Source organism: Streptomyces venezuelae, assembly GCF_008642295.1.
GTDB lineage: Bacteria > Actinomycetota > Actinomycetes > Streptomycetales > Streptomycetaceae > Streptomyces > Streptomyces venezuelae_C.
Genome location: NZ_CP029190.1, coordinates 1,059,349 through 1,080,510 on the forward strand (window position 1 = coordinate 1,059,349; position 21,162 = coordinate 1,080,510).

The 21,162-nt window shown below is 75.0% G+C and carries 15 protein-coding genes; 7 read left to right on the forward strand and 8 right to left on the reverse strand.

Annotation, left to right across the window (positions count from 1 at the left end):
• Nucleotides 1-60: 60 nt before the first annotated feature.
• Entirely contained in the window at nt 61-714 is a 654-nt protein-coding gene (locus tag DEJ50_RS04760) for a hypothetical protein (RefSeq protein ID WP_150206228.1), read from the reverse strand.
• Nucleotides 711-1,016, reverse strand: a complete 306-nt coding sequence (locus DEJ50_RS04765) for a hypothetical protein (protein ID WP_150206230.1) — start codon at nt 1,014-1,016, stop codon at nt 711-713. The genes DEJ50_RS04760 and DEJ50_RS04765 overlap by 4 nt, the downstream gene beginning before the upstream one ends.
• Nucleotides 1,017-1,196: 180 nt before the next feature.
• On the opposite strand from DEJ50_RS04765, the gene DEJ50_RS04770 reads away from it, so the two are divergent.
• Genes DEJ50_RS04770 through DEJ50_RS04780 form a run of 3 tightly spaced genes read left to right on the forward strand, consistent with a single transcriptional unit; the run spans nt 1,197 to nt 6,150 of the window.
• Nucleotides 1,197-4,835, forward strand: a complete 3,639-nt coding sequence (locus DEJ50_RS04770) for a CHAT domain-containing protein (RefSeq protein ID WP_150206232.1) — start codon at nt 1,197-1,199, stop codon at nt 4,833-4,835.
• Entirely contained in the window at nt 4,832-5,476 is a 645-nt protein-coding gene (locus DEJ50_RS04775; RefSeq protein WP_150206234.1) for a hypothetical protein, read from the forward strand. Before DEJ50_RS04770 ends, DEJ50_RS04775 begins: the two co-directional genes overlap by 4 nt.
• Nucleotides 5,476-6,150 carry an RES family NAD+ phosphorylase gene (locus DEJ50_RS04780; protein ID WP_150206236.1) on the forward strand — a complete coding sequence of 225 codons (675 nt, stop codon included), beginning with the start codon at nt 5,476-5,478 and terminating at the stop codon, nt 6,148-6,150. The genes DEJ50_RS04775 and DEJ50_RS04780 overlap by 1 nt, the downstream gene beginning before the upstream one ends.
• 7 nt (nt 6,151-6,157) lie before the next feature.
• Here the strand turns inward: DEJ50_RS04780 and DEJ50_RS04785 are convergent, their stop codons facing one another.
• Genes DEJ50_RS04785 through DEJ50_RS04800 form a run of 4 tightly spaced genes read right to left on the reverse strand, consistent with a single transcriptional unit; the run spans nt 6,158 to nt 12,832 of the window.
• Entirely contained in the window at nt 6,158-6,631 is a 474-nt protein-coding gene (locus tag DEJ50_RS04785) for an FHA domain-containing protein (protein WP_150206237.1), read from the reverse strand.
• The gene (locus tag DEJ50_RS04790) at nt 6,628-8,643 is read right to left on the reverse strand and encodes an AAA family ATPase (RefSeq protein WP_223837600.1); all 2,016 of its coding nucleotides are present in this window, start codon (nt 8,641-8,643) and stop codon (nt 6,628-6,630) included. Before DEJ50_RS04790 ends, DEJ50_RS04785 begins: the two co-directional genes overlap by 4 nt.
• Entirely contained in the window at nt 8,640-10,370 is a 1,731-nt protein-coding gene (locus DEJ50_RS04795; RefSeq protein WP_150206239.1) for a hypothetical protein, read from the reverse strand. The genes DEJ50_RS04790 and DEJ50_RS04795 overlap by 4 nt, the downstream gene beginning before the upstream one ends.
• Nucleotides 10,367-12,832 (reverse strand): protein kinase domain-containing protein, encoded by a 2,466-nt coding sequence (locus DEJ50_RS04800; protein ID WP_190344287.1) that lies wholly within the window; start codon nt 12,830-12,832, stop codon nt 10,367-10,369. Before DEJ50_RS04800 ends, DEJ50_RS04795 begins: the two co-directional genes overlap by 4 nt.
• A 185-nt stretch (nt 12,833-13,017) precedes the next feature.
• Here DEJ50_RS04800 and DEJ50_RS04805 point away from each other — a divergent pair, with 185 nt between their 5' ends.
• Entirely contained in the window at nt 13,018-14,205 is a 1,188-nt protein-coding gene (locus tag DEJ50_RS04805; protein WP_150206244.1) for a macro domain-containing protein, read from the forward strand.
• Here DEJ50_RS04805 and DEJ50_RS04810 read toward each other — a convergent pair.
• The gene (locus DEJ50_RS04810) at nt 14,180-14,893 is read right to left on the reverse strand and encodes a 4Fe-4S single cluster domain-containing protein (protein ID WP_150206246.1); all 714 of its coding nucleotides are present in this window, start codon (nt 14,891-14,893) and stop codon (nt 14,180-14,182) included. The two genes, DEJ50_RS04805 and DEJ50_RS04810, sit on opposite strands and share 26 nt — an antisense overlap.
• A 225-nt stretch (nt 14,894-15,118) precedes the next feature.
• Between DEJ50_RS04810 and DEJ50_RS04815 the strand changes: the two genes are divergently transcribed.
• Genes DEJ50_RS04815 through DEJ50_RS04825 form a run of 3 tightly spaced genes read left to right on the forward strand, consistent with a single transcriptional unit; the run spans nt 15,119 to nt 18,463 of the window.
• The gene (locus DEJ50_RS04815) at nt 15,119-16,009 is read left to right on the forward strand and encodes a hypothetical protein (RefSeq protein ID WP_150206248.1); all 891 of its coding nucleotides are present in this window, start codon (nt 15,119-15,121) and stop codon (nt 16,007-16,009) included.
• Nucleotides 16,006-16,803, forward strand: a complete 798-nt coding sequence (locus DEJ50_RS04820; protein ID WP_150206250.1) for a hypothetical protein — start codon at nt 16,006-16,008, stop codon at nt 16,801-16,803. Before DEJ50_RS04815 ends, DEJ50_RS04820 begins: the two co-directional genes overlap by 4 nt.
• Nucleotides 16,778-18,463, forward strand: a complete 1,686-nt coding sequence (locus DEJ50_RS04825; protein WP_150206252.1) for a hypothetical protein — start codon at nt 16,778-16,780, stop codon at nt 18,461-18,463. Before DEJ50_RS04820 ends, DEJ50_RS04825 begins: the two co-directional genes overlap by 26 nt.
• A gap of 87 nt (nt 18,464-18,550) precedes the next feature.
• Here the strand turns inward: DEJ50_RS04825 and DEJ50_RS04830 are convergent, their stop codons facing one another.
• On the reverse strand, nt 18,551-21,103 hold the full coding sequence (locus DEJ50_RS04830; protein WP_263399174.1) for a discoidin domain-containing protein: 2,553 nt from the start codon (nt 21,101-21,103) through the stop codon (nt 18,551-18,553).
• Nucleotides 21,104-21,162 lie beyond the last annotated feature (59 nt).

The window sequence follows — 21,162 nt, forward strand, 5'->3', positions numbered from 1 at the left end:
CCCGCAGGCGGAACCGGCCGTGACCGCAGCCTCCCGACCCGCCCCCCGACCCGCGGCCGGTCACGGCGGGCCGGACGGTGGGGCGCAGGAGGCGACCGCGCGCAGGGTGACGGCGGTCGACAGGTCGATGTCCGCCGCGCCCGCCTCCGTCTTGAGTACGAGCCGCCCGCCGGCCATCCGCAGCGGCTCCCCGCAGAAACTGCCCGCGGGGGTGGTGACGGCGATCAGCGGGCCGTCCTTCGCCGGCCCGTACCAGGTCAGCGCCACGGCCGCGATCAGCAGCGCGGCGCAGCCCAGGGTGGCGAGCACACCGCGGGTCAGGGCCCTTGCGGCCCGCAGCGCCTCCGCGTGCCCGGCGGTGACCGGCCCGGCGGGCAGCGTCCCCGGTGCGGGTTCGGGCAGGGCCGAGGCGGCCGGCCGGCCGTGGGCGGCGCGCAGCAGCAGCACCGCGCCGCCCACCCCGCACAGCACCGCGCACAGCAGCAGCGCGCCGACCGTCGCACCGTACGGCGCTGCCAGCGCCCCCACGTCCGTACGCCCCTTGATCAGGCCGAACCCGAGCAGTCCGGCCAGCAGCGCACCGAGTCCGTTGCGCCAGGCCAGCGCCGACTCCCGGACCCGGGGCAGTTCCTCGTGCAGCAGCCGACGGCCGCCGCGGGCCGCCATCCGGTCGGCCGGCTTCCCCGCCGGCCCGGGGCGGGCCCGCCAGGTCATCGCACCGCCCTCTCCAGCAGGACGTTCCAGTACGCGCCGCAGCCCTCCTCGTCGGCGGGGCGCCCCGCGTGCTCGGTCTCGCACACGCACAGGACCGGCACCGTGACGGTGTACCCGGACCGGCCGCCGAGGGGCCGGTGGCGGTAGACGCGGCGGGTGTAGGTGAAGTCGAAGGGGCAGGCGCAGCGCGGGCAGGCGCCGCTGAGCACGGCTCCGTCCGGGGTGCCCGTCACCCTCAGTCCGGCGGTGTACGAGGCGGCGTAGGACGCGGCGGTGACTTCGAGGTAGGGGAGCACGGTCAAGGGCTGCCGCCTTCCTGGGCGAGGGGTTCCCTCGATGCTGCCACGCGGACCGCCGGCCGATGCGGCCGTCCCGGGGCGCTCTCCGGTCGTTTCCCGGGCGGGTTCCGCAGGTCCGCGCAACTGCCCCCCGCACCCCGGGCGAGCGGGCCATGATGGTCTGGATCTGCTTGCCTGGGAGGGGTGTTGGAGACACAGGACGAAGCGGCGGCCCGGCGCAGGGACGAACTCGCCGGCCGGGCCCGGGACCTGGTGCGGCGGTCCGAGGGGGCCCGGGCCCTGCCGGCCGCGCCGGAGTGCCCGCCGGGCCCCCCGGCCGCCGAGCGGGACGCGCTCATCGAGGAGATGCGCCGGCTGCTCCCGGAACTGACCGACCGGCTGCCGGAGGACGCGGTGCTCCCGGCGGTCCTCGCCCGGCTGGGCGCGCTGATCGGCGCCCGCTGGACCGAACAGCGCGAGGAGGCGGACCGCAAGGAGGCCATCGCCCTGCTGCGGCGGGCGCGCTCCGGCGACCTGCTCGATGTCCCCCTGCGCACGGCCGCGGCAGCCGACCTGTTCATCCTGCTGGTGGGCCGGTTCGGCGTACGCAGGGAGCTGGGCATGGAGGCGATGCAGGCCCTCGTGGACGCCTCGGTGCCCGAGCAGCACGGTGGCCCGGGACTCATCGAGGTCCTGCCCGAGTTGGAACAGCTCGCCCACGAAGCCGCCGCGGGCAAACGGGAGGGGCTGCCGCCGGCCATGGCGGAGTTCCTCGCCTTCCAGACGGAGCTCCACACGGCACTCACCACCGGGGACGGCGCGGGCCTGATCCGCCTGCTCGGCCGTATGGACACCCTGGACCAGACTCTGATGGGGCCGATGGCACAGTTCGTCCGCCCGCTGATGAACATGCTCCCCACCTCGGCCGAGGACCTGCCCGAGGGCGGGCTGCGGCCCCCCACCCAGGCCGAGCAGCAGGAACTGCTGCCGATGCTCGGTCTGATGGCCGAGCTCGTCCAGCCCGGTGCGCTCTCGACCGAGCAGATCTCCGACCTGCTCCGGAAAGCCGAGGCTGCCGCGCCGGGGACGGGCCTGCAGGTCTCCGAGAGCCTGCTCGCCCTGGCCCGTACCCTGCTGGGCGGCCGTACCGGCGACGCCGTTCAGTACGAGGAGGCCCTGCGGCTGTTGCGCAAGGCCGCCGAAGAGGGGCAGGACGAGGACTTCGGCTGGTTCCTGCGCGGGGTGCTGCCCGGGCTGCTCAGCGGATCCGCCATGACCGGCGGCAGCAGGCTGGACTCGGCCGCGGCCGAGGAACTGCTCCGGCAGTCGCTCGCGCCCGGCGTCGGACCGCTGGTCGCGCAGGAGCCGCCCGGCCGGCCCGGGGCCCGGGACATGCTGCGGGCGAACCGGTACATGCTGCTGATATCCAAGGTGTCGCAGGCCGCCGACGCGGACGACGTACCGGCCCTGGAGGCGCTGATCGAGGACGCGCTCGACCTGCTGGACGAACTCGACGCCCCGACCGGACCCGAAGCGACCGACGGGCCCGACCCGGCGGACGCACAGCGGCTCATGCCGCTCTTCCTCCTGGGCTATGCCCATCTGGCCCTCGCGAAGGCCACGTCCGACACCGATGCGCTGCGCAGTGCCGCCCACCACCTGGACCAGGCGTACTTGGCCGCGCAGGCCCAGCCGTTCGCACGGCAGCTGATGGACGCCCTCGGGGCGCCCCTGCTGGCCCTCACCTCCTCCCTCGATCCCCAGCCCGAGCGGGTCGCCGCGGCAGTGGAACGGGCTCGCGCCTCCCTCCTCCACACCCCCGTCTTCGCCGACCAGCGCATCCACACCCGGCGGGGCATCGCCATGGCCCTCACCCTCCGGTACGAGGCCGAGGGCGACCCGGCCCTGCTGGACGAGGCGGTCGCCGAGCTGGAACGCGCCCGCGACGAGCTGTCCTCCGGTACCGCTCAGGCCGCCTCGGCGCTGTACTGGAACCTGGCCGAGGGCTACGCCACCCGGGCCGGCCGCAGCGCCGGTCCCGACCTGGCCCGGGCCGTCTCCGACGCCCGCGCGTCACTGCGCGCAACCGCCGCCGACGTCCTGCTGCAACAGGGCGTCCAGCACGGGCTGGAGGTCGCCCGAGGCGGCGCCGCACGCGGCCTGGTCGCCGCCTCCTGGGCCGTACGCGCCGACCGGCCGGACGAGGCGGTGGCCTGCCTGGAAGCCGGCCGCGCCCTGGTGCTCGGCGCCGCGGCCGTCTCGGCCACCGTGCCGGAACGGCTCGCCGCGCTCGGGGAGGAGGAGCTGGCCCGGCAGTGGCGGGAGGCCCGGCCCGGCGCGGGGGGCGCGGGGCCGTCCGGGCTGCTGACCTCGCTGCTCGCCGGGTCTCCGGACGCACCCGACCTGCCCAGCGGACTGCGCCGCCGGGCGCTGGACCTATTGCGCGGACAGGACGACGGGCAGGACGGCCGGGTGCCCGGGATCGCCGAACTGCGGGGAGCGGTCGCCCGGTCGGGCGCGGACGCACTCGTCTACCTGCTGCCCGGCGAGGAGGACGAGGAGGGCTGGGCGCTGCTCCTGGTGCCGGACCGGGAGCCGCTGGCGCTGCCGCTGCCCGCCCTGTCCGGGCGGGGCCGTGCCCCGGTCGCCGCCTATCTGGAGGCCACTGCCGGCCGGTTCTCCGCCCGCCGCGGGATGGAGCGCTGGGAAGCCGCGCTGGACGCGCTGTGCGACTGGGCCGGGACCGGAGTGGTGGCGCCGCTCCTGCACGAACTCGGTCTGTGGGAACGGGGGCTCCGGGAGGCGGGCCTGCTCCCCGGACCGACGGCTGCACCGGCGTCCGATCCGGTCCGGCTGGTCTTCGTCGCCTGCGGGAACCTGGGCGTGGTGCCCTGGCAGGCCGCCCGGCTCGCCGTCCCGGACCGGTGGCGCGAGGCCGGTGCACCCGCGACCGTACGCGCCTGCGAGCCGGTCGTCCTGACGTACGCCGCCTCCGGACGGGAGTTCCTGCGGGCGGCGCGGACCCGGAGGCTGCCGCTCGACCGGGGGCAGGCCCTGGTCTGCGTGCCCGCCGGTCTCGACATGGCCGAGGACGAGGTGCTCGCGGTACACGACGCGTACTACCCGCAGGCGGCCCTGTACGGGGAGTTCGACACCCGCGCGTTCGAGCCGCCGCTGCCCGTGGGCACACCGGCCGAAGTGCTGGGACTGCTGGGCGCGCGGGACCCCGGGGCGGACCCGGTCGCCGTCGTCCACCTCGTCTGCCACGGCACGGCCGGCGCGGACCCGGGCTCCTCGGTGCTCGAACTGGGCCGGGCCGTCGGCGCAGGCCCCGGGGCGGGCCGGCTGTCGGTATCGGAACTGCTCGACACCCCGGCCGAGCCGGCCGGGGCCGGCCGGCCGCTGGTCGTCCTCAGTGCCTGCGAGACCGACCTGAGCACCCGCGACCACGACGAGGCGCTGACCGTCACCACCGCGTTCGTGCACGGGCTGGCGGCCGACGCCGTCGGCTCGCGCTGGAAGGTCAGCGATGATGCCTCGGCCGTGCTGATGACCGTCTTCCACCACCATGTGGCGGCCGGGCTGGCCCCGGCCGACGCCCTGCGGGCGGCCCAGCGCTGGATGCTGGCCCCCGCCGGGGACCGGCCCGCGCTGCCCGGACTGACACCGCACCTGTGGCGGACCGCCGCCCGGCCGGAGCTGTCCGGACCCGCCTTCTGGGGGGCCTTCATCCACCAGGGCAACCCGGCGTCCCACGCAGGCGGTGCGCCCCACCGCGGCGGGACGCGCCGGCCCGTGCACCACCCGCGAGAACACCACGGGGAAGGAGACCCGGCCGTATGACACCCGACGAGTTCGTCGCCCTGCTCGGCGACCACTGGCCGCAGACCCTCGAGGCGCTCGACCCGGCCGACCGGGAGGAGCTGGCCGTACTCCTCCGGGGCCTGGCGAGCGCCGCGGATTCCCAGGCCGTGCAGGCCGCCCTGCGCCGCCTGCGGCGGCTGCTGCGCGCCCTGCCCGACGAGCATCCGGTGACCCTGGCCCTGCGGGACGGCGTCCGCTTCGCCGGCTCCACGGACGCCGCCGACGCCCCGGGGGTGGACCGGCTGCCGGTGCTGGCCCTGCTGGCGGCGCTGGACGGTCCGCCGGAGCCCGATCCGCTCCGCGCCCGGCTGCTGGCCGCGCCGTCCCTGGCCGCCGCCGAGGTCGCGGCCGGCCCCGGCGAGCCCGGGCTGATCCGGCTGCGCCACCCGGAACTCGGCGACCGCTACCCGCGGTTCCAGTTCGCGACGGGCACCGCCCGGCCGCTGGCCGTGGTCGGCCGGATCAACCGGCTGCTCATGGCCGACCGGGACCCCTGGGGCGCGGCCGACTGGTGGCTGGGCCGCAACCGCTGGCTGCACGGCGTACCGGCCGAACTCCTCGGCTCCGTACCCGATGAGGAGCTGACCCGGGCCGCGCGCGAACTGGTGGAGGGGGACTGATGACCCGGCAGATCCCGCCCACCGGGGTGCCGATGGATCCGCTGACGCATACGCTGCCGGCCGGCACCCGCCTGTGGCGGCTGCACCTGCAACGCTACGAGGCGACCGAGTTCAACCCCAAGCTCGCCCACGAGTTCTTCCGCGGCAGCCGCTTCGACGCCACCGAGAAGGACCCGTACCCCTATCTGTACGCCGCCCTGGACCCGGTGACCGCGCTCTCCGAAGTCCTGCTGCGCTCGGTCGAGTTCGACGACTCCACCGGAGTCCGGCTGGTGCCCTGGGCGCAGGCCTCCCGCTACCGCCTGTCGGTGCTGACCACCACCGCGGAGCTGTCCCTGGTCGATCTCACCTCGGCCGAGGGCCTGGCCGCGGTCTGGCAGGACACCTGGCTCGTGGACTGCGAGGAGGAGGACTATGCCAAGACCCGCTACTGGGCCCGTCTGATCCGGGAGCACTGCGCGGGGGCGGACGGCCTGCTGTGGCAGTCCAAGCGCTGCCGCCCCCGCGCCGCCCTCCAGCTGTTCGGCGACCGCTGCGGCAGCGGCCCGCTTCTCACCGAGCCGGGGGTGGCCCTGAGCCTGGACACCGTGGCCGGCGTACACGAGGTGAACGCGCTGCTGGAGCCGCTGCGCGCCCGGATCTCCGTCCCGGAGGACCAGGGACCGGAGGACTAGGGCGTGACTAGGGGGTCTCCCTCTGGCCGCGGCCCAGTTGGACCGTGCAGCTGACCCGGGGGCCGAGCCACAGCCGGTCCCCGTCGGTCACCGGGTACGACACCCCGGCCACCAGGTCGGTCCGGTTCAGCCGGGTGCCGTTGGTGGCGCCCGGCAGTTCCTCGGTGACGGTCGCGGAGCCGTCCGCCGCGACCGCCAGACCGGCGTGCCGTGCCGAGACCGTGTGGTGGTGGGCGAGTGCAACGGCGGTGCGCGGCGCCCAGTCCGGGTCGCGGCCCAGTCCGACGAGCGTGCCGGGCGCGACGGTCAGGGTCAGCGGGACCTCCAGGAAGCGCAGTACGGCGGGGGCGGCCGGGGGGCCGCCCGGCCGGTCGGGCTCCCGCCGGGAGGGAACCGTATCGCTCCGCTGCCCCACCAGGGTGGGCACGAAGCCGGTGGGCAGGAAGTCGTCGTCCCAGTCGTCGGGTTCGGGCGTGCTCATCCCTCCCCCGGCAGTGTCTCGATGGCGATCTCCACCTGTCCGTCCTCGCTCTCGCGGACCTCGCGCACCAGCACGGTCGACCCCGAGCCGGCCCCAGGCCGGTCGAACAGTTCGCAGGCCAGCGGGTTGAGGAGATGCGTCTCCAGCACCATCCCGATGCCCCGGCCGCCGTTCCACAGGTCCCGGGTGCAGTACGTGGCCAGCTGGGCCCGGGCCTCGGGGGTCAGCTCCAGGCGGAGGCGGTGTTCGGCGGCCAGCTGGCGCCGGATGTTGCCGATCTGGAGGTCGAGGATCCGGCCGGCCGTCTCCTCGGTGATGAACCCGAAGACCACGACGTTGCCTCCGATGCGGTTCATCAGCTCGGGCCGGCCCACCACCGCCTCGAAGTGGTGCTTGACGTTCTGCTTCACCCGCCGCGCCAGTTCCCGGTAGGGGGTGCCGGGCGCGACGATCCACTGCCGTTCCTCGGTCTCCGGGTCCGTGCGCTGGACCCCGAGGTTCGAGGTGAAGATCAGCACGCATTCGCTGAAGTACGTGGTGACCCCTTGCCCGTCGGTGAGGCGCCCGTCCTCCAGCACCTGGAGGAACTTGTCCAGCACGCCCTTGTCCGCCTTGTCGATCTCGTCGAAGAGGATCACCCGGAACGGGTTGGCGCGCACCGCCGTGGTCAGTTCGCCGCCCGCCTCGAAGCCGACGTAGCCCGGCGGCGCACCGACCAGCCGGTCGGCGGAGTGGGCGGCGGAGAACTCGCTCATGTCGAAGCGCAGATAGGCCTGGTCGCTGTCGAAGAGCACCGAGGCGACCGCCTTGGCCAGCTCGGTCTTCCCGGTGCCGGTCGGTCCGGCGAAGAACAGGGTGCCGCGCGGCCGGTGGCCGGGGCTGCTCGCCTGGGCTCCGGACAGGCCCAGTGCCGCCCGTTTGAGGATGGCCAGCGTCATCGAGACGGCCGCCTCCTGGCCGAGGACGCGGGCGGGGATCTGCTCCTCCCCCGCGCTGATCCGCTGCCGGATCTCCTCGCGCCGCCACGGGTTCTTCTCCACCCCGAGCCGGTAGATGCGTACCGCGTCGGGCATCGCGCTGAACGGCATACGGCGGGCCAGCGCCAGCCTGACGCTCTCCTGCATCGCCCGCAGGGTCAGGCCCGTGGCGGCCCGCGCGAAGGCGTCCGCGTGTTCCGTCTCCCCCCGGCGGGCAGCCGGCACCGCGGGCTCGTCCGCGCCCGGGCGGGTGCGGGCCCTCTTCTCGGCGTGCTCGCGCTCCAGCAGCCGGGCCATCCGGCGCCGTTCGTCGGCATCGGGCTCGGGTACGGCGATCGTACGGATCCGCTCACTGCCGGAGACCAGCCAGTTCGGCAGGTCCCGTTCGCCGTCCGCGACCCAGATGACCGGGTTGAACAGCTCGGGCCCGGTGGGGTCCGCGGTCCGGAGCACGGTGGTCGGGTTCGGGGGGATGAGCGGGGCGGAGTCGGCCAGCTTGAGACAGGCGACGAAGAAGTCCCGCTCGGCCTCGGTGAGCCGGCCCGGGTCCGCCGTCAGGCGGGCGGCGTGGTCGATGAGCAGGGCGACCCGCAGTGGCGCCGGCCGCCGGCCGTCGTTCGCGGCGTTCTCGCGCCGCCCGGCCCACCCCTCCACCAGGTCCCGCAACTGGGGCAGGATTTCTGCGAGTTGGGGCGGCCGGTGGGCCCGTCCGATCCGTGGCAGCGTGCCGGGGCCGCTCTCCTCCAGCAGGTGGCTGACAAGGTCCTGGTCCGGCCCTTTGAAGACGCCGAACCCCGAAATCTGGTCGTAGTGGACGAGCGCCTGGTAGCCCTGTCGGCGCAGGGAATGCCACAGCACATAGGGCAACGCGGCGTAGCGGTCGCCGTCGGCTCCCCGCCCCAGGTACAGATCGCGGATATTGCCGTGCAGGACGTACTGCGCGTGCACGCTGAGGGTTCCGGTCAACTCCTCGACGAACAACGGGAGGTGCGGTTCCGCCTTGGGGGACTTGACCATGCGGTCGTGGGTGGTCATCGGCCCGTGCTCCTTCGGTGGTCGTCCACATGGCGCGCCTTGCGAGGCTCGGTCGGGCGGCCTGCACTCCCGGGGTCGGCACTCCCGTGGCCGGCTTCGTGCCACGGCTCTTCCGCGTCCGCGCCGGCCGCGTCCAGGACGACCGCGCCGTCGGCGCCCCGCACTCCGGGGACGGCCGATCCGCTCTCGGTGAAGGAGACCGGCAGTTCGAGTCCCCACCGGCGTCCGGCCTCCCGCAGTTCCTCCAGGTGCCCGTGTGCCTCGTGGCAGCGCCGGGCGTCGAGGGCGAGGTCGGCGGGGCTGCGCGGCCCGGAGTGCTCCTGGTACATCGTGACCAGTTCGGTCTTGCCGTTGCCTACGGTGATCCGCAGCCAGTGCCCGGGCCACCAGCCGGCCGGTGTCAGGTCGAAGCACCTCAGTCCGTCCGGGTCGGCCGGCGGGGCGCCGACGGGGCGGTCGTCACGGACACGGCCGTCCCGGACGCGGCCGTCGGCGGCCGTGTCGGCCAGCCGGGCGACGGCCAGCCCCATCAGCTCCCGGGTGTAGCGGCACTCCAGGTCCGTGAGCCGTTCCTCCACCCGCCGGTCCACCGCGCGCTGCTCCTCGGCGCCCAGTGCCCGCCCCTCCTCCAGGGCCTTGCGCAGCAGGGCGGTCTCCTCCGTGGCCGGGGCCAGCGGCGGCTCGCCCGGCGGTGCCTCGGTGAGGAGGAAGTCGAGCTGGACGGCGGCCTTCTCCTGCGCGGCGAGCCGGGCCCGCACCGCCCGGTTGGCATCCGCGACGAACCGGCGCGCCTCCCGGAGGTGGATACGGGCCTTGGCCGGCCGCTCGGCAGCGCATTCGACGGCGTGCCGTACGGCGGCGACGGCGAGTTCGGCATCCTTGGCGTCGGCGCCCGTATCGAGCAGGGCCAGCAGTTCGGCGCCCGACTCCTCGGCCTGTTGCCGGCCGAGCCGGTCGGCGGCGGGCGGCTGGGGCAGGGCGGCGGGTGCGACCGCGGCCGGCTCCGCCCGCCGGGCCCGTACGGCGGCCTCGCGGCGGGACAGCATGCGCCGCCGCCAGTCCTCCTCCTCCGGTGTGTCGGCGGTGTGCAGCGCCTGCTCCACGGTCCAGCGCGCGTGGGCCGCCTCCGCTTCCCCCAAGGCGGCCTCCAGCGCAGCCAGTTGCTTGCGCAGCACACCCAGCGGGACACCGGTGGCGGTGACCGGGGGCGGCAGGACGGGCAGCGGGGGCGGGGGTGTGTCCGGCGGTGTCCGGAAGGCCGCCCTTCGTCCCCGGGCCAGCAGTACGGTCCGGCGCGCATTGGCCCGCACGGCCGCGAAGGCAGCCGCCTCCCACTGGGCGGTGACGGCCGCGGCGGCCTCCTGGCCACGCTCCAGGCAGGCCTGTTCCTCGGCTGCCCGGACGGCCGCCGCGGCCAGCACCTGGGTGGTGACCATCGCGGCCCGGCCCACGAGCAGGGCCCCGCTGAGCGCACCGAGTGCGATGGCGGCCGGCTCCAGGAGTTCCTGGAGTGCGTGGCCGGCCGCGTCCATGGCGTGCGAGGCGCTCTGCTGGGCCCCGTCGGCGAGCGATCCGACCGTCGAACCGACCGATCCGGCCGCCTGCTGGACGATCTCGTCCATCGCGGGCACGTCCAGGGAACCGGGGTAGCCGGCCGAGGCGGGCGACGAGTAGCCGACCGTCGGTGCGATCTCGGCGATCGAGGGCCAGACCAGGCCGTAGCTCATGTGTTCCTCCGGGTGGGTGCGGCCGGGTGCGGCGTGCCGGGCCGCCGGTGCGGGCTGCCCGGACGGGCCGCACCGGCGGGGCCGGCGGGGCCCGTCGGGTCGTGCGGGCCTGCCATGCCAGTGGGACCGGTCGGACCGGTCGGGCGGTGCGCCGGGGCCGGGTGCGGTACGGATGCTGTGGCGCGGCCCGCCCGGTGGGCCGCCCGGGCCTGCCGGGCGTCCCGGCTGTGCCGCCGCCACGCCCACCACCGCTGCACGGTCCAGGCCGTGAGGGCCACCACGGTCCCGGCCGGCCAGGCCCAGGGGGCCCAGGTGACGGCCCAGACACCCAGCACCCCCACGGCGGCCAGTGCCGCCGCGGCCACCGCCATACCGAGCCGGCCGCCGGAACGGGCGGCCCGGGCGGGCCGGTCACCGGTCCGGATCACCAGGCCCACCAGGGAGCGGGCGGGATGGTAGGTGTGCGGACCGATGTAGACGGCGATCCACAGCTCCAGTGCGAACACGGCCGCCGCGGCGGGCAGCGCGAGCATCCAGGCCAGGACCACCTCGCGCTGGCCGGCGCGGCCGAGGAGGTCGGCCAGCCCGATGACGAACGTCCACGGCGCGGTGGCCACGGTCGCCCCCAGCAGGGCCCAGCCCAGGGCGGGCGGCCGGTCCAGGCGCCGCAGGACCTCGAAGCGGGCGTCGGTCTCCTCGGCGAACAGCCGGTCCAGCTCGCGATCGCGCAGCTCGTCCTGGTGCTGCTGGGCTTCGAGCCGGGCGAGACCGATGAGCAGGGACGCCGCCAGCAGCCGCAGCGGGTTGTCGGGGTCGGCGCGCAGCGCGCGGTACCAGTGCGGCGGGGTGTCCCCGCGGCTCCGGTCCCAGGCCGTGCCGCGCAGCAGCCGGGCGGCCGTACGGTCCGGTTCGCGGGCGAGGAGCAGCAGCCGGGCGTCCAGGTCTCGGGTGCGGTGGAGCAGCCGGTCCGCGGACCTGCGTTCGCGCGGGCCGCCGCGTGCGAACAGGTCCGCGGTCGCCTCCCGCCAGCTCTGCCGGTAGTCCTGCCAGCGCCGCTGCACCTCGTCCAGGCCTTCGCCGCCGGGCCGGGCGGCGAGCAGGGGCAGCAGTTCGTGGCGGGCCAGGGCCGCCACCAGGTCCCGGCTGCGGTCGTCGCCCCGTACCGCGTCGCGTTCCAGATCGGCGATGCCCAGGGTGTCCAGGGGGACCCCGCGCCAGGAGGCGGTCAGCCGCGGGCCCATCCAGTTGAGCAGGCGCAGGGTGGTCGGCGGGTCCGGGGGCTGCCCGAGCAGGCTGAGCAGCGCGTTCAGTTCCTCGGTGTCCTCCGGGGACCGGTCGGGCGCGTCGGCGAACCGGCCGAGCCAGGCCACCAGCCGGGCGCGCCCGCGCCGGTCGGCCAGCAGGTCCTCGGCGGCCCGCCACTGGAGGTCGAACTGCCGGGCCAGTTCCTCGGTGCTGGTGACGGCCCGGCCCAGGAAGGCGAAGGGCTCGGCGGTGGAGCGGGGCGGCAGGTCCTCGGGTGCGGCGCCGGTGGTACGCGGCGCCACCGGAGGGGAGTCTCCGGCGAGCCAGCGGCCCACCTGCTCGGCGCCCCAGCGGTGTTCGGGGGCCCGGGTCAGCAGGCCGTGGCAGAGCATCAGCACGCGCGGGTCGGTCACGAGCGGGAGTTCGGGGTCGTGGGTGGCGATCTCCGCGAGCACCTCCTCGTCCCCGCGGAAGTCGACGGGGTGGCGCCCGCCCGCGAGTTCGGCCACCACCATGCCGGCGGACCACCAGTCTGCGGCGGGGGTGACGCTCTGGCGGTGGGTGCTCGCCTCGGGGGCGAGGTAGAGGGGTTTGCCCTTCCAGTCCCGGCGGCGCGGGGACTCCTCGTCCCGGCCGAGGTGCACGGCCGCGCCGAAGTCGACGAGCACCAGGTCCAGCCGGTCCTCGTTCTGGGTGCGCACCACGATGTTGTCGGGGGTGACGTCCCGGTGGACCACCGCCAGGCCGTGGGCGGCGGACAGTGCCTCGTGCAGGTGGGCGACCACGGTGTGGACCAGGGGTGCGGGCAGCGGGCCCGGGTGGCGGGCGTGGTAGTCGGCCAGTGTGGTCTCCCCGTAGGAGGGGAGCAGCTCGTACGGGTGGCCGTCGGCGATCCCGTGCTCCAGGACGCGTACGACATGGGCGCCGAGGTCCCCCGTCAGTAGCCGGCGCGCGTCGGGGTCGGGGGCGAAGGCGCGGTGGTACCACTTGAGGACCAGCGGCACTGCGGGGTCCCGGTGGCGCGCCTCGCGGTCCTTGACCCGCAGGACGACGGCCTGGGTCGGGCGTTGGACGTCGCTGAGGACCTCGGTGAGGTCCAGGCGCGCGCTCAACGAGGCGGGTACGCGGTCGAGTCCGCGGCGGGTTTCCTCGGGTCCGGGGTTGAAATCCTCGCCGAATCCCTCGGGGTCCACTTCCGTGGGCGGCACCGTCGTCACGACTTCCGCCTTCCCTTGCATAAATGCACGAAATTTTCCGGAGCAATTGCGAAATCCACCCCGAAGCGGTGGGGTTCGAATATCTCTTTCACGCAACCGGCAGAACACAATTGGAATAGATCATTCCGAGCCGTTCCTCCACAGGCCCGTCCCGGAATCCGGCAACCGGGATTATCGTGTCGACCATGAGCCCGCAGACTCCCGCGGTCCCGGCCGACGCCGAACTGCCCTCCCACACCCGCCTGGCCGAGGAACTGCTCGCCCTGCGCCGGCCCGGCCTCGCCGGCCTCAGACGCATCCGGCCCGAAGCCCTGGCGCAGGCCGCCGCCTCGGCCGGGTACGCACTCGGCTCCGCGGACGAGGCCGCCGCCATCGAGGCCCTGCTCGAGGCCGCCGTACGACGGCTGGCCGCCGCACCCGGCCCGGCCGACGGGCCCGGCCCGGCCGACCCGCCCGCCGGGGAGGCGAACGGCGGCCGGCGGGCCGATCCGCTGGGCCGGGCCGCCGCCCATACCTTCGGGCTGCTCCCGGGCCGGCGCGGCACCCCGGCCCCGGATCGCCGCAAGGCCGCGGCAGCCGTGTACGGGGTCACCGCCGAACGCTTCCGCCGGGGCCAGGAGCAGGAGGTCATCGCCGAACTCGCGGGCGCCGTCCTCGCCCTGGCCCGTGAGGCCGTGGCCGGACCGGCGGGGCGCAAGGCCCCCGAACCGCTGCCCGATCCCCCCGCCCGGGCAGCCGGACCGGCGCTGCCCCCGGCCGCCCTGCGCCGTATCACCGTGCACGTGTCCTCCATGGAACTGCTGCGGGACATCGACATCCTGGTGTCCTCGGAGAACACCCACATGGAGATGTCCAAGACGTTCCGCCCGACCGTGTCGGGCGCGCTGCGCCGGGCCGCGGCGATACGCAACGCCGGCGGCGAGATCACCGACGACGTGCTCACCCGGGAACTCGCCGACTGGATGCGCGCCCATGGCCGCACTGGCCTGCCGGTGCAGCCCGGCATCGTCGTCCCCACCTCCCCCGGTGCCCTGGCAAAGCGCGGAGTGCGCCGCATCTACCACGCAGCCGTGGTCCGGCCGCTCGGCGACGGCGTCCGCTACCAGGTCGACCCGCAGACGCTGGCCGACGCCGTCGCGGCCACCTTCGCCCGGGCGAACGCCGAACGCGACGCCTACGACCCGCCCCTGGCATCGATCTGCTTCCCGATGCTCGGCGCCGGCCAGGGCGGCCTTCCCCCCGTCAAGGCCGCCCGTTGGCTGCGCTGGGCCGTTCAGGAGGAACTGAGCCGGCACCCCGACTGGACGGTGCATTTCGTGGCCCGCCGCCCCGAGCTGGCACGGCTCCTCACGGACGCCAGCTCCGCTCCCTGAGTCGCAGCCCACGCTCCCCCAACCACCTTTCGTAGAAGACGAGTTCCCCCCTGGCCGGCACGCCCAGGAGGTGGGCGGACGGGGCTTCCCCGGGCCGCCGTCCCGCCTCCACCACCACCTGGACGGCCGGCCCGGCCGCCCGCCGGCCCAGATGGGGCGCATACCGGGTCCGGCCCCGCGCAGTACGCGGGAGCAGCCGCTGGTTCGCCGAGCCGCGCCACACCAGGGCGGTGGGCTCGGCGATCCGGAACCGGCCGGCGACCACCGCGTCCGCATGCCGCAGCGCCGCCAGCCGGGGCGGATCCCACTCGTCCTGTTCGTAGCCGGTGTAGACGAGAAGATCCACGGGCTCCCGCCCCGCTCCCCCGGCCCGCCCCGCTCCTCCCCCGGCCCGCTCCGCCGCACTGCGCAGCGCCGCCGCCCCGGCCAGGAACTCCGCCAGCGCCGGGGCCTGTTCGAGCGGCTCCCCACCGCTGACGGTCAGCCCCTGTGCGCCCCGGTCCAGCGCATCGCGCCAGAGCTCCAGCAGTTCGCGTACCGAGGACTCGCGGCCCCCCTCGGCCGCCCAGGTGTGCCGCGACATGCACCCCGCGCAGGCCAGCGGACAGCCCTGGAACCACACTCCGAGACGCCGGCCCGGGCCGAGCGTCTCCAGCGGGAAATGCGTCCCGCTGACTCTGATGCGCACTGCACCCTCCCCCGATGGACGGGAATCGAGTATCAACGGAATTACCCGCCCACCGCAAACGGTTCCGGAGAATAATCCGGTTGTTTTCCGGGTGACAACCGGGCGCCTTCAGGGAGAGGATGCCGAGGCCCGGAAACCCGTCGAATTACGGGTCCCATTCTGCTTTCCTTCCGTTACCCTCCTCCATCTGGAGCGAGGGCAGCGGAGAAGGGGGAAGCCGTCATCATGATCGCCACGGACCAGATCAGGGGACCCGCACGCCGGGCCCGGCTCGGGGGAATGACCGCCGCACGGGCCCGGCGGCGCGGCCGGCTCGACGCACCCGGTCTGCGCCCCCTGCTGCCGGCGCTGCCGCTGCCGGAACCCGGCACGGCGCTCCTGGACCTGCCGGAGATCGTCACGCCGTTCGTGATGGAGACCCGGGCGGGGGCCCTGCGCGCGGTCGGCCAGTTACGCTCCCGCCTGCTGCGGGACCAGCGGCGCGCGATCATCCGGATCCATGCGGAGTCGGTGCGCGTGGTGACCCAGTACGACGTACGGGCCGAGCCCTCGCCGGCCGCCCTCGCCCGCTACGGTGCGATGGTCGGGGCCTGGCGGGCCGATGCCGGGTTGTGCCGTGCCCGCGCCACCGCCCTCACCCACGAGGCCAACCAGCGCCTGGCCTGCTACTGGGACGCGGTGTGGCTGGCCGTCCACACCGCCCGGGCCGAGGAGCACCGCCGGGCCGAGGAGCGGCGCCGGGAAGAGCTGCGCCGCCGGGCGGCGGAACTGCGCCGCGCACGGCGGCAGCACCCGATCCCGGCGCCGGCCCGGGCGCCGGAGCAGCCCGGAGAACCGCACCGGGAGCCGGCCCGGGGGGAACGGGACCGGCCGGCCTACCCGCCGTTCACCGCCCGCCCCGCGCACTGGCTGCCCGGCCGTATCGCGCTCGACGCCACCTGGGAGGAGGTCGACGGGTGGCTGCTCACCGGGGGTTCCCCCGCGCAGTCCCCGCCACCGGACGCGCGCACACCCGCCGTCGTCCGGGCGCTGGAGATCCTCGACACCCAGCCCCACGGGGCCGGGACGGGACACCGGCCGCGGCACGCCGCCGACCAAGGGAGGGCATCCCAGTGACCACCACACCGGCAACACCGGCCACGCCGGCCATGACGTCCCGCCATCCGCGCCTGCTGCGCGGGCGACGGCGTCCGGCCCGGCTGCTCGCCGCCCTGCCGCTGGCCGCCCTGCTCGGCGTGGCCGGCTGCTCCTCCGGCAAGCCCGAAGCCCTCGAAACCTCCTGCGCGGTCGTCCTGGACGGTTCGGGCTCCGGTTCCGCCAAGGACGGGTTCGACGCGAAGGCCAAACTCGACGCCACCATCGTGCCGTTCATGAAGGACCGGGGCTGCGGGACGATGGCCTTCGCGCCCATCACCCGCTCCTCCAAGGCGTCCCGGTGCCGGGTCAACGACGTGGACCTCGACCCGCGGACCGAGAGCACCGACGATGTGGCGGCCATCCGTCAGGAGGCGATGACCAAGGCGGTGCTGGCCGCCCGCACGATGCTGAAGTGCGCGCAGGAGACCGACAGCGGCTCCGACATCCTCGGCGGACTCGCGCGTGCCGCCGAGGCGCTGCCCTCCGGGGACGGCCCCACGGCCATGCTCGTGGTCAGCGACTTCGAACAGGCCGACCCCGAGTTCAACCTGAGCCCGGAATCCATCGCCACCCCCGAGGCGCGTACCGGCGCGGTCGAGAAACTGGTCGGTCCCCGCGGGGTGCCCGAGCTCTCCGGTACGGACGTCTACCCGGTCGGTTACGGCATGAGCCGCCGGGCCAAGCCCAGCGAGTACGAACCGTTCGACGCCTTCTGGACGGAGATCCTGGAGAGGAGGGCCAAGGCCCGTGTCCACGACGACTACCGGCGCTGATCCCGGGCGCACGCCCCGCCGGGCCCGGTTCGCCCGCCCGTTCCAGCGCAGGCCCGACACCACCGCCGCCGGCCGCCGCGCGCCGGCCCCCGCCGGGGTGCAGCGGCTGCCCCTGGTACTCGACAATGCGGGCCAGGAACGGCTGCTCCGCGACTCCCACCGCCGCGGCGTCAAGGTGGCCAAGACCGGCGGGCTGGATCCCTGGGTCCTGGTCGGCGGGGACCGGTTGCCCTACTTCGCCTGGCTGGCCTCCGTACGCGACCTCGTGCGCGCCCGGGTGGCCGAAGAGGCCGCGGAGGAGGACGCCAGGCAGCGCGTCCTGGAGGCGAACGCCGTCTCGGCAGCCGCCGGCGCCGCGGCGGAGGCCGAGCGGCTGGAACGGCAACTGGCCGAGAACCAGGACTGGTTGGAGACCAACCGGGAGCAGCTGGACCGGCTCGCGGCCCGGGCCGTGCGCTGGGAGCGGTTCCGGGACGGTGTCCGGGAACGGCTGGAGGAGCGCTGGCTGCGCGCCCGCTTCGGCGACCTGGACCTCGACGAGGGCCGGGCCGGGCACGGGGATGGTGACGGGGACGGTCGGAGGCCCGGACGCCGGCACCGGGACGACCACCCACAGGGGCCCGGCCACCCGCACGGGGACGCCCCGGACACGGATACCGGCGACGGGAAGGACGAGGCGGGCCCGGCTCCGGGGGCGGAGCCGGACGACGATGACTGGCAGAGCCTGGACCCGGCCCCGGCGGCGACCGCCGCGGCCGGTCACCGGGCCCGCCGGGAGCCGGCCGGCACCCGCCCGGCGGACCCGTTCGCCGGTATCCGCCCGCAGTCCGATGCCGCCCGGTGGGAGGGCCTGCCCGTGCGGCCCGGGCTGCCCCGGTGGATGGTGTGGAGCCTGCTGCTGGTCATCGCGGCCGTGGAGGTGCCGATCTACTGGATCGCCTTCCAGCCCTTCCACGGGGCCGGCAGCACCGAGTCGGACGCCCTGTCGGCCACGCTGGCCATCTCGGCGGCCGTGGTCATGGTGATCATCCCCCACCTGGCCGGCCGGGCTCTGCGCAGCCGGCCCGCCACCGCCTCGCCCAAGGGCGTGAACCTGCCCGCGGTCGCGCTGCTCGCGGTGTGGGGGTTCTCCACCTGGGCCCTCGGCCACCTGCGGTCCAAGCTGGTCTTCCGGAAGCGTGAAGCGCAGAAGCTCCCTGCGGAACTGGACGGGATCGCGGGCATGGAGGACCTCCGGCCCACCCGGACCCTGGTGGACAGCCTGCACCTGGAACCGACCACCGTGACCTGGATGTTCGTCTCCCTGCTCGTCCTGTCCGGCGGGATCGGCCTGCTGCTCGGGCTGCTGCGGGAGCACCCGTACCTGGACTCCTACCGCTCCCACCTGGAGCTGCGCGCCCGGCTGGAGCGGGCCCGGGAGGCCGCCACCGCCGCCGCCGAGCGGGCGCGGGCGCTGGAAACGACGGCCGCCGATCGCCAGACCCTGCGCCGGGAGGCGACCGCGGCCCGGCAGCGGTCGACGACGGAGCTGTACGAGGCCGCGGCCTACCGGTTCCTCCAGGGCGTGATCGAGGGCGCGGCCGACCCGGCCGTCACGGAGTCCGCCATGCGCCTGGCAAGGGATTGGCCCATCCTGCCGCTCCCCCGCGCCGCGGCCTGACCCGGCCGCCCGGTTCCGGCACATCGGGGACCACGGCAGGTCACCTGACCCGGCGGACACCGTGAGGTGCCGCCGGGTGAAGGGCCGTCAGGAGACGGTGATGAACCGGGCGGTGCTCGGCACCCCCTGGGCATCCAGGGCGAAGAGCATGTAGGTGCCCGGCAGGACCACGCCCTTGTCGGCCGGGATGGACACCGTGTACGTGCCGGGCCCCGCGGCCGTGGACACCAGCGGGACCCGCCGCTGGTCGTTGTCCGTCGAGTGGGTCGCCGCCGCGGCCCGCATCAGGACGAAGGAGGCCACCGGCCCCTCGGTGCCGACGGTGAGCGAGGTGCCGGCGGCGGCCCGGGGCGGCACGCCGCCGGTGATGACGGGACGCGGCTTGGCGGAGCCGTCCGCGTTGAGCAGGTACGGCGGTGTGAACACGGCCCCGTCGGCGTGGTTGGTGGCGCAGTCTCCGCACAGGCCGCCGCCGCCGGAGAAGATCCGCCCGTCGGGCAGCAGGTTCGCCACGCTGTGGTAGTTGCGCGGGATGGCCATGGTGGCGAGCGGGGTGAAGCTTCCGGTCGCCGGGTCCCACAGCTCGGGGGTCAGCACGGACGTGGCGTCGCTGAACGGCACGGGGTACTCCTGCCCGCCGAACACGGCGACCTTGCCGTCGGGGAGGACGACGCTGTTGCCGAAGGCGCGGGGGTAGCCCATGTCGCCGGTGCGCGCGGCCCGGACCTGGTCGCCGTCGATGTTCACGGTGTAGGCGCGCCGGGTGGCGGGCGTCCTCTCGTACGCGGGCGAGCCGCCCAGGGTGAGCAGCTTGCCGATGTCGTACGCGACGGCGTTGCCGGTCATGGCGTCCTGGCTGTCGGCCCGGGTGCCGGCGGAGGTGATGCTCCCGTCCCCGCCGGTCGTGATCCAGTTCATCTGCTTGCTCGGGCCCAGCTGGAGCACCTTGCCGCCCGGGACGGCGTGCAGCCACATGTGGTTGTCGGCGCGGTAGGCGCCGGCCGGGTCGGCCGTCAGCGCCGGGGCGGCGGGGACGCCGGGGAGCGTGCGCCAGGTGCGGGTGTCCGGGGACCAGACCTCGCCGGCTTTGTCGCCCTCGGCTCCGCTCCAGGATCCGCCGAGTACGAAGGCCTCGCCGGTGGAGAGCAGGGTCATGGCCTGGTAGCCGCGGGCGATGTTCATGTCGGTGGTCGAGGACCAGGTATCGGTGGCCGGGTCGTAGATGCTCGCCTTCTCCGCGTTGCTGCCGCCGGTGACCAGGACCCGGCCGTCGGCGAGCATCGCTATGCCCGGGCAGAACATGTCCTGGCCGGTGTTGTCGACGCGGCGCTGGGTGACCTTGCCCGATTTCAGGTCCAGGATCGCGGTCTGGGTGTAGCCGTTGCTGCCGCCGAAGCGGTCGACCGCGTACGCCGACCAGGCCAGGAGTTTGTCGCCCGGCAGGACGGCGGTGGCCACCGGCACCAGGGGGAAGCCGGTGATCCGGTCCCAGGAGCCGTGGGCGGCGGGGTTGGCCGGTCCGCTCAGGCGTATCTCGGCGGCTGAGGTCCAGGGCCCGCGGTTGCCGGCCTCGCCGGTCACGGTCAGGCGTATGTAGCGGGTGTTCTCGGTGCGGGTGAAGGTGGCGGTCTTGACGGTGTCGTCGTCGCGCCAGGTGCCCGCGGCGACCGGTGCGCCGAAGGTGGTGCCGTCGGTGCTGGTGGTGATGGTGTACGCGCCTGCGCGTCCGTTGAGGCCGTCGTTGCGGGGCTGGTAGACCAGGGCGGAGACGGCCGTGGTGCGGTGCATGTCGACGGTGATGCTGTGCGGCAGCGGGGCCGGGGTGCCGGACCACTTGCTGTGCCAGATGGTGGCGGCGTCGCCGTCGAGGACGTTGGCCGCGCGGCCGTTCTCCCCGGTGGTCTCCTCATCGCCGGCCGTGGCCGTCCATCCGGTCCGGGGCAGGTCGACGGTGGCGGCCGGGGTTCCGGGGTCGCCGAGCAGGTTGAGTTCCGCGGCGGAGGTCCACGGGCCGCGGTTGCCGGCCTCGGTGACGGCGGTGAGCCGGACGAACCGGGCGCCTTGTGGGGCGAATCCGAGGGTTTTGGCGCCGGCGTCGTCCGCGAGGGTGCCGGTGGCCACCGGACTGCCCCAGTTCTGGCCGTCGCCGCTCAGGCTGATGCGATACTCACCGGGGCGCCCGTTGGCTCCGTTGGTGCGGGGGTGGTAGACGAGCGCCGAGACCACCGCCGTGCGGTGCATGTCGATGGTGATGCTGTGCGGCAGCGGGGCGGGGGTGCCCGTCCACTTGCTGTGCCAGAGGGTGGCCGTGTCGCCGTCGAGGACGTTGGCCGCGCGGCCGTTCTCGCCGGCGGTCTCCTCGTCGCTCGCCGTGGCGGTCCATCCGGTCCGGTCGAGGACGGGAGCCGTCGGCTCCATGGCGTTCGCCGGGGCCACGCCGTGGTGCGGCGACTGCTTCGCCGTCTGCCCGTCGACGGGCACGGGCCCCGGCCGGGGTATCGGGCCGTGGCCCCCCGGCCCGATGCTCGCCACGCCGAGCCAGGGGGTGACCCCGACGAGCAGCGAGCCGAGGGCGAAGGCGATGAGCAGATGGGAACGGCGTAACGCTCGGGCAAGGGCGCGGATGCGGCTGGGCTGCAATCGGACCTCCTGGGCGGACCGTGAACCGATGCGGGCCCCTAGAACATAGGTCAGGCCAG